6 protein-coding genes are annotated in these 6037 nt (G+C 74.0%); 3 read left to right on the top strand and 3 right to left on the bottom strand.

Annotated features, from left to right (window positions below; all coding sequences use genetic code 11):
* Window positions 1-107 precede the first annotated feature (107 nt).
* Entirely contained in the window at window positions 108-1052 is a 945-nt protein-coding gene (locus tag E1265_RS32375; protein ID WP_132934531.1) for an aminoglycoside phosphotransferase family protein, read from the bottom strand.
* 9 nt (window positions 1053-1061) lie between these two features.
* Window positions 1062-1577 carry a redox-sensitive transcriptional activator SoxR gene (gene soxR, locus E1265_RS32380; protein WP_132934532.1) on the bottom strand — a complete coding sequence of 172 codons (516 nt, stop codon included), beginning with the start codon at window positions 1575-1577 and terminating at the stop codon, window positions 1062-1064.
* 60 nt (window positions 1578-1637) lie between these two features.
* On the opposite strand from soxR, the gene E1265_RS32385 reads away from it, so the two are divergent.
* Both E1265_RS32385 and E1265_RS32390 read left to right on the top strand, forming a co-directional pair.
* Complete coding sequence (locus E1265_RS32385; RefSeq protein WP_132934533.1) at window positions 1638-2489, top strand: metallophosphoesterase; 852 nt, start codon at window positions 1638-1640, stop codon at window positions 2487-2489.
* Window positions 2486-3175 carry a 4'-phosphopantetheinyl transferase superfamily protein gene (locus E1265_RS32390; protein ID WP_132934534.1) on the top strand — a complete coding sequence of 230 codons (690 nt, stop codon included), beginning with the start codon at window positions 2486-2488 and terminating at the stop codon, window positions 3173-3175. The genes E1265_RS32385 and E1265_RS32390 overlap by 4 nt, the downstream gene beginning before the upstream one ends.
* A 52-nt stretch (window positions 3176-3227) precedes the next feature.
* Here E1265_RS32390 and E1265_RS32395 read toward each other — a convergent pair whose 3' ends face one another.
* The gene (locus E1265_RS32395) at window positions 3228-5000 is read right to left on the bottom strand and encodes a bifunctional metallophosphatase/5'-nucleotidase (RefSeq protein WP_243741267.1); all 1773 of its coding nucleotides are present in this window, start codon (window positions 4998-5000) and stop codon (window positions 3228-3230) included.
* A gap of 132 nt (window positions 5001-5132) precedes the next feature.
* Between E1265_RS32395 and mshD the strand changes: the two genes are divergently transcribed.
* Complete coding sequence (gene mshD / locus E1265_RS32400) at window positions 5133-6035, top strand: mycothiol synthase (protein WP_132934536.1); 903 nt, start codon at window positions 5133-5135, stop codon at window positions 6033-6035.
* Window positions 6036-6037: the final 2 nt, after the last annotated feature.

The raw sequence follows: 6037 nt of genomic DNA on the forward strand, positions 1-6037 counted from the left end.
CACGCGCGCAGCGCGCCAAAAGGGTGGGTGGGTGAGGGACGACTCCCGGCACGGAGCGCCCCGGCGGCTCAGCCGACCACCGCTCTCCGGAGGATGGCTTGATTCGGTCATCCGGCCGTTTGGCTGGCCGTGGCGACGAGGCGGCGGAGCGCCGCCTGCGCTGGCGGGCCCCAGCTGGGCTTGCCGCCGGGGCGGCCGTGGACACCGGCGTGCCCGACGAGGAGGCCGAGGAAGACGCGCAGCAGCGCGTGGCCACGTGCGCGGCGCAGGGTCGCGGCGTCCGGGGTCGGCCGGTAGGCGTCGTGGAAGCGGTCGACGGCACCGTCGGGCAGCAGCAGCCAGGCGGCGGCGAGGTCGCAGGCCGGGTCGCCCACGGACAGGGCGCCGAAGTCGATGACGCCGCAGACGGTTCCGTCCGCGGTGAGGACGTTGGCCGGGTGCAGGTCGCCGTGGAGCCAGAGCGCCGGGCCGGTCCAGTCGGGGGCCGCGACGGCGTCCGCCCAGACCGCGCGCACGGCGTCCGGGTCGGGGATCAGCTCGAACTCGACCGCCTGGGCGAGCTGCTGCTCGAAGAACCGCTGGGCGCCCTCGCCCAGCGGTGCTCCCCGGCCGTCCCGGCTGACGGGCGCGTCGGCGGGGGCTGGCTGGTGCAGCGCGGTGAGGAAGGCGGCCAGGGCGTCGGCCGCCTCCTCGCCGCGCGTGGCGGGGGCCCGGTCGGCGGGGGCGCCCGGTACCCAGGTGGTGACGATCCACGGGCGCGGGAACCGCGCGGAGGGCGCGCCGAGGCGCTGCGGGACGGGGATCGGCAGCGGAAGGCGCGGGGCGAGGGACGGCAGCCAGGCGTGCTCCTTGAGCAGCAGGGCGTCGGCGGTCTCGGTGGCCCAGGGCAGCCGGACGGCCAGGTCCTCGCCGAGCCGCCACAGCTGGTTGTCCCAGCCGCGCGCGCCGAGCCGCACGGGGCGATCGGCCAGGTCGGGGTGCTGGTCGCGCAGCAGCTCCGTCACCAGCTCGGCGGTGACCTCGATCTCGTCGTGCGTCGCGGTGTGCGTCATCCGAGCAACCTAGCCACAGCTCGCCACGGGGACGCAACTCTGCGACGCCTCCGACGGCTCCTCGCCGTCCTCGTCGTCGGCGAGCAGTCGGACGGGGCCGCAACCGCCCTGGCCGCAGATGTCGTCCGGGTTGGCGAGCATGCAGCTCTCCAGGGAGAGGCAGCCGCAGCCGATGCAGTCGGTCAGGTCGTCGCGGAGCTGGCGGAGCCGGTGGATGCGGCGATCGAGGTCGGCACGCCAGGACTCGGAGACCGACGCCCAGTCGTCCCGGTTCGGGGTGCGGCCCTCGGGCAGCCGGTGGAGCGCGTCGCGGATGGCGGCGAGCGGCATGCCGACGTTCTGCGAGACCCTGATGAACGCCACCCGGCGCAGCATGTCACGGGCGTAGCGGCGCTGGTTGCCCGAGGTGCGGCGGCTGGTGATCAGGCCCTGCTCCTCGTAGAAGCGGAGCGCGGAGGTGGCGACGCCGCTGCGCTGGGCAAGCTGGCCGATGGTGAGTTCCTTCGCGATGGTGCTCTGGGGCATGCCGCAGAGCGTAGCGCAGAGCTCAAGTTTTCTTGAGGTTGATCTGGAGGGGAGTGGCGCATGGCGAAGGCGGGGAGACTCGTCGCGATCAGCGATCTGCACGTGCGGTACGACGAGAACCGGGCGATCGTGGAGCGGCTGCGGCCGGCGTCCGACGACGACTGGCTGCTGGTCGCCGGCGATGTGGGCGAGCTGTCGGGCGACATCGAGTGGGCGCTGACGCTGCTCGCCGGGCGGTTCGCCAAGGTGGTGTGGGTGCCGGGCAACCACGAGCTGTGGACGCCGCCCGACGACCCGATCCGGCTCACCGGCGAGGCGCGCTACGCGTACCTGGTCGAGCTGTGCCGCCGGCTCGGCGTCGTCACGCCTGAGGACCCGTACCCGGTGTGGGAGGGCGAGGGCGGTCCCGCCGTGATCGCGCCGCTCTTCCTGCTCTACGACTACACCTTCCGGCCGGCCGGCACCCGCGACAAGGCCGAGGCGCTTGCGGTCGCCCGGGCCGCCGGCGTGGTCTGCACCGACGAGTTCATGCTGCGCCCCGACCCGCACCCGGGCATGGACGACTGGTGCCGGGCCAGGGTCGCGGCCACCGAGGCGCGGCTGACCACCGAGCTGCCAGATGGACTGCCCAGCGTGCTGGTCAACCACTGGCCGATCGTCCGCGAACCCACCAGGATTCTGCGCTACCCCGAGTTCGCGCTGTGGTGCGGCACGGAGGCCACCCACGACTGGCCGGTCCGGTTCCGGGCCGCCTCCGTCGTCTACGGGCACCTGCACATCCCCCGCGAGATCCGGGTCGACGGCGTGCTTCACCAGGAGGTCTCGCTCGGCTACCCGCGCGAGTGGCGGCCGCGGCCCACCACGCCGGGCCGCCTGGTGCCGATCCTGCCGGCCGCGGCGGTGGGGCGGTGAGCGGGGTGAGCGGGGTGCTCGGCGGGCTGCTCGCCGGCGCCGAGGTCGAGGCCGTCGAGTCGTTCGGCGACCCGGCACAGCCGCCCGAGCTGTTCCCCGAGGAGGAGAAGGCGGTGGCGGCGGCCGTGGCGAAGCGGCGGCGCGAGTTCGCCACCGTGCGGCACTGCGCGCGCACCGCGCTGGCCGCCCTCGGCGGCCCCCGGGTGCCGCTGCTGCCGGGGGAGCGGGGGGCGCCCGGCTGGCCGGCCGGCTTCGTCGGCTCCATGACGCACTGCGACGGCTACCGGGCCGCGGCCGTGGCCCGCGCCGACCGGATCGCGAGCGTCGGCATCGACGCCGAGCCCGACGAGCCGCTGCGCGACCCGGGCGTGCTCGACCTGATCTCGCTGCCCGAGGAGCGCCCGATGCTGGCCCGGCTGGCCGCCGGCCGGCCCGAGGTGTGCTGGGAGCGGCTGCTGTTCGGCGCCAAGGAGAGCGTCTACAAGGTCTGGTACCCGCTCACCGGCAGGTGGTTGGATTTCGAGGAGGCCAGGATCGACATCGACCTCGACTCGGGCACCTTCACCGCCCGGCTGCTGGTGCCCGGGCCGGTCGTCGACGGGGTGCGGCACGACGCGTTCACCGGCCGCTGGGCGGCGGCCAGGGGACTGCTGGTCACCGCGATCGCGCTGCCGCGCGAGCGGTGAGCGACGGATGCGGCCGGGCCCGCGCCGGGCCCGGCCGCTCGCGCGAGGGGCGTTACTGGACGACGGTGACGCGGTCCGCCGCCGGGGCGGAGAGCGGTGCGTCGGCCGAGGAGTTGGCGGTCAGATAGTCCGCGAGCACCCGCATGTCGTCGTTGCCGACCAGCGGGTTCCCGCCCTCCGCCAGGGTGGCGAAGCCGTCGCCGCCGCCGGCCAGGAAGGAGTTGACCGCGACTCGGTAGGTGGCCGCCGGGTCGAGCGGCTCGCCGCCGATCCGCACCGAGTCCGCCACGATCCGGTCGGCGCCCGAACGGGTCAGGTCCAGCGTGTACGTCAGGCCGGCCGAGGGTTGGAGGATCTTGGGTGACGACTCGTTCACCCCGCTGACCTGTTCCCGCAGCACCTGGAGCAGTTGCTCGCCGGTGAGGTCGAGGAGGTTGACGGTGTTCGAGAACGGCTGGACCGTGAAGCCCTCGCCGTAGGTCACGACGCCGTCGCCCTCGTCGCCCGTGGCCGCGTAGGTCAGGTCGGCGCGCACGCCGCCCGGGTTCATCAGCGCGACCGCCGTCGACGGATCGAGCTCGCGGGCGTGCGCCAGCTGCGCGTCGGCGATCAGGTCGCCGAGCGGGAACTCGGGGGTGCCGGCGCCGCGGCCCCTGATGTCTTCGGAGATGTAGCCGATCGGCGCGTTCGCCACCGGCGCGGCCAGCTCGCTCCAGTAGTCGATCAGCCGCGTCAGGTCGGCGGCGGCCGGCTGCTCGCGGTCCACGACCCGGTTGCTGCCCTCGACCGAGGCCCGGACGATGTCGCCGGAGAGCAGGTCGTACCTCATGTTCAGCTCGGTGAAGAGCCGGCCGTTGGAGGCCGCCGACGTCACCAGGCGCTCCCGGCCCGCGGGGTCGGGGATGGAGCAGACGTACGGCTGGTGGGTGTGGCCCGAGACCATCACGTCCACGGCGGAGCTCGCCCGCCGGGCGATGTCCACGATCGGCCCGGAGATGCCGCCGTCGGCGCCGCCCTCGCAGTCCGCGTTGTAGGCGGTGTCGGCCGGGTAGCCGCCCTCGTGGATCAGCACCACGATCGCGTTGACGCCGCGGCGGCGCAGCTCACGCGAGTAGCGGTCGATGGTCTCGACCTCGTCCAGGAACTCCAGGCCCTCGATGCCCTCCTGGGTGACGATGTCGGCGGTGCCCTCCAGCGTCACGCCGATGAAGCCGACCCTGGCACCGTTCAGGTTCTGCACCGAGTAGGGCGGCAGGATCGGGCGGCCGGTGTCCTCGTGCACCACGTTGGCCGCCAGGTAGGGGAAGTCGGCGCCCGCGAACTCGCGGCCCTCGACATAGCAGCCGTCCACCGGGTGGCAGCCGCCCTCCTGCAGCCGGGTCAGCTCCTCCCAGCCCTCGTCGAACTCGTGGTTGCCCACGCCCGCCACGTCCATCTCGAGCTGGTTCAGCGCCTCGATGGTGGGCTCGTCGTGGAACAGGCCGGAGAGCAGCGGGGTGGCGCCAATCAGGTCGCCGGCCGCCACGGTCACGGAGCGTCGCTGGCCCTCGCGTGCCTCGCGCAGTCCGGTCGCCAGGTACTCCACGCCACCGGCCGTGAGCTGCTCGGTGGTGCCGTCCTCGTGCCGGTGCGTCACCTGGCCGTTGGTACCGGTGGGCGGCTCCAGGGCGCCGTGCAGGTCGTTGATCGCCAGCAGTTGGAGATCGACCGATGGACCGGGCCTGGTACTCGATGGGTTGTCGGGCCGCGCCTGCGCGGCGGGCAGGGCGACGGCGAGCGCCGCGACGGCGGCCAACGTGGCGGCACCCGCGGTCAATCTGAACATCCGTGCGTGCATGGGCGGCACCCTATTGGCTACGCGCGTAGCCCGGCAGGGGGATGCGTGTAACGGCGAGATGAAAGGAAGTGGACGGGCGCATCGGGGTGGTGCGGCCCCGGGTGTCCTACTGTCTTCACCATGAGTGAGATCCTGATGCGCGATCAGGTGGAGGCGGACGAACTGCGCCTGGTCCAGGAGCTGATCGAGGCGGCGGCCAAGGTCGACGGCCAGTACGCGGTGTCCGAGCAGGGCCGGCTGCTGCTGCGGGGCGGTCCACGGGCCGGGGTGCGGCACCTGCTGCTGTGGGACGCGGGCGCGATCGCCGGCTACGCCCAACTGGACGGCACCGACCCCGTGGAGCCGCCGGCCGGCGAGCTCGTCGTCCACCCGGAGCGGCGCGCCCAGGGCCACGGCAGGAAGCTGGGGCGGGCGCTGCTCGACGAGTCCGGCCACCGGCTGCGCCTGTGGGCGCACGGCGGCCACCCGCCGGCGCGCCACCTGGCGCAGGCCCTCGGGCTCACCCTCTTCCGCGAGCTGCGGCAGCTGCGGCGGCCGCTCGGCGGCCTGCGGACCGTCGAGGCCACGCTGCCGGCGGGCGTGCGGGTGCGGACGTTCGTGCCCGGGCAGGACGACGCGGCCTGGCTCGCGGTCAACGCGGCGGCCTTCGCCCACCACCCGGAGCAGGGCTCGCTCACCCAGCGCGACCTCGAAGCGCGGAAGGCCGAGCCGTGGTTCGACCCGGCCGGCTTCTTCCTCGCGGAGCGGCAGGAGGACGGTGAGCTGCTCGGCTTCCACTGGACCAAGGAGCACGCGGCCGAGGGCCTCGGCGAGATCTACGTCCTCGGCGTCTCGCCGGCCGCGCAGGGCCTCGGCCTGGGCCGCGCCCTCACCACGACCGGGCTCCGCCACCTGGCGGCCCGGCCGAACCTTGACACGGCCATGCTCTACGTCGACGCGGACAACCGGACGGCGGTCCGCCTCTACGAGTCCCTCGGCTTCCGCACCTTCGAGGTCGACCTGATGTACCGCACGGAATCCTGACA

It is taken from the genome of Streptomyces sp. 8K308 (assembly GCF_004348315.1).
GTDB lineage: Bacteria > Actinomycetota > Actinomycetes > Streptomycetales > Streptomycetaceae > Streptomyces.

Coding starts and splice junctions, on each gene's coding strand:
- soxR (WP_132934532.1), bottom strand. CDS start 1,577: ATGCCCCAGAGCACCATCGCGAAGGAACTCACCATCGGCCAGCTTGCC.
- E1265_RS32395 (WP_243741267.1), bottom strand. CDS start 5,000: ATGTTCAGATTGACCGCGGGTGCCGCCACGTTGGCCGCCGTCGCGGCG.
- mshD (WP_132934536.1), top strand. CDS start 5,133: ATGAGTGAGATCCTGATGCGCGATCAGGTGGAGGCGGACGAACTGCGC.
- E1265_RS32375 (WP_132934531.1), bottom strand. CDS start 1,052: ATGACGCACACCGCGACGCACGACGAGATCGAGGTCACCGCCGAGCTG.
- E1265_RS32385 (WP_132934533.1), top strand. CDS start 1,638: ATGGCGAAGGCGGGGAGACTCGTCGCGATCAGCGATCTGCACGTGCGG.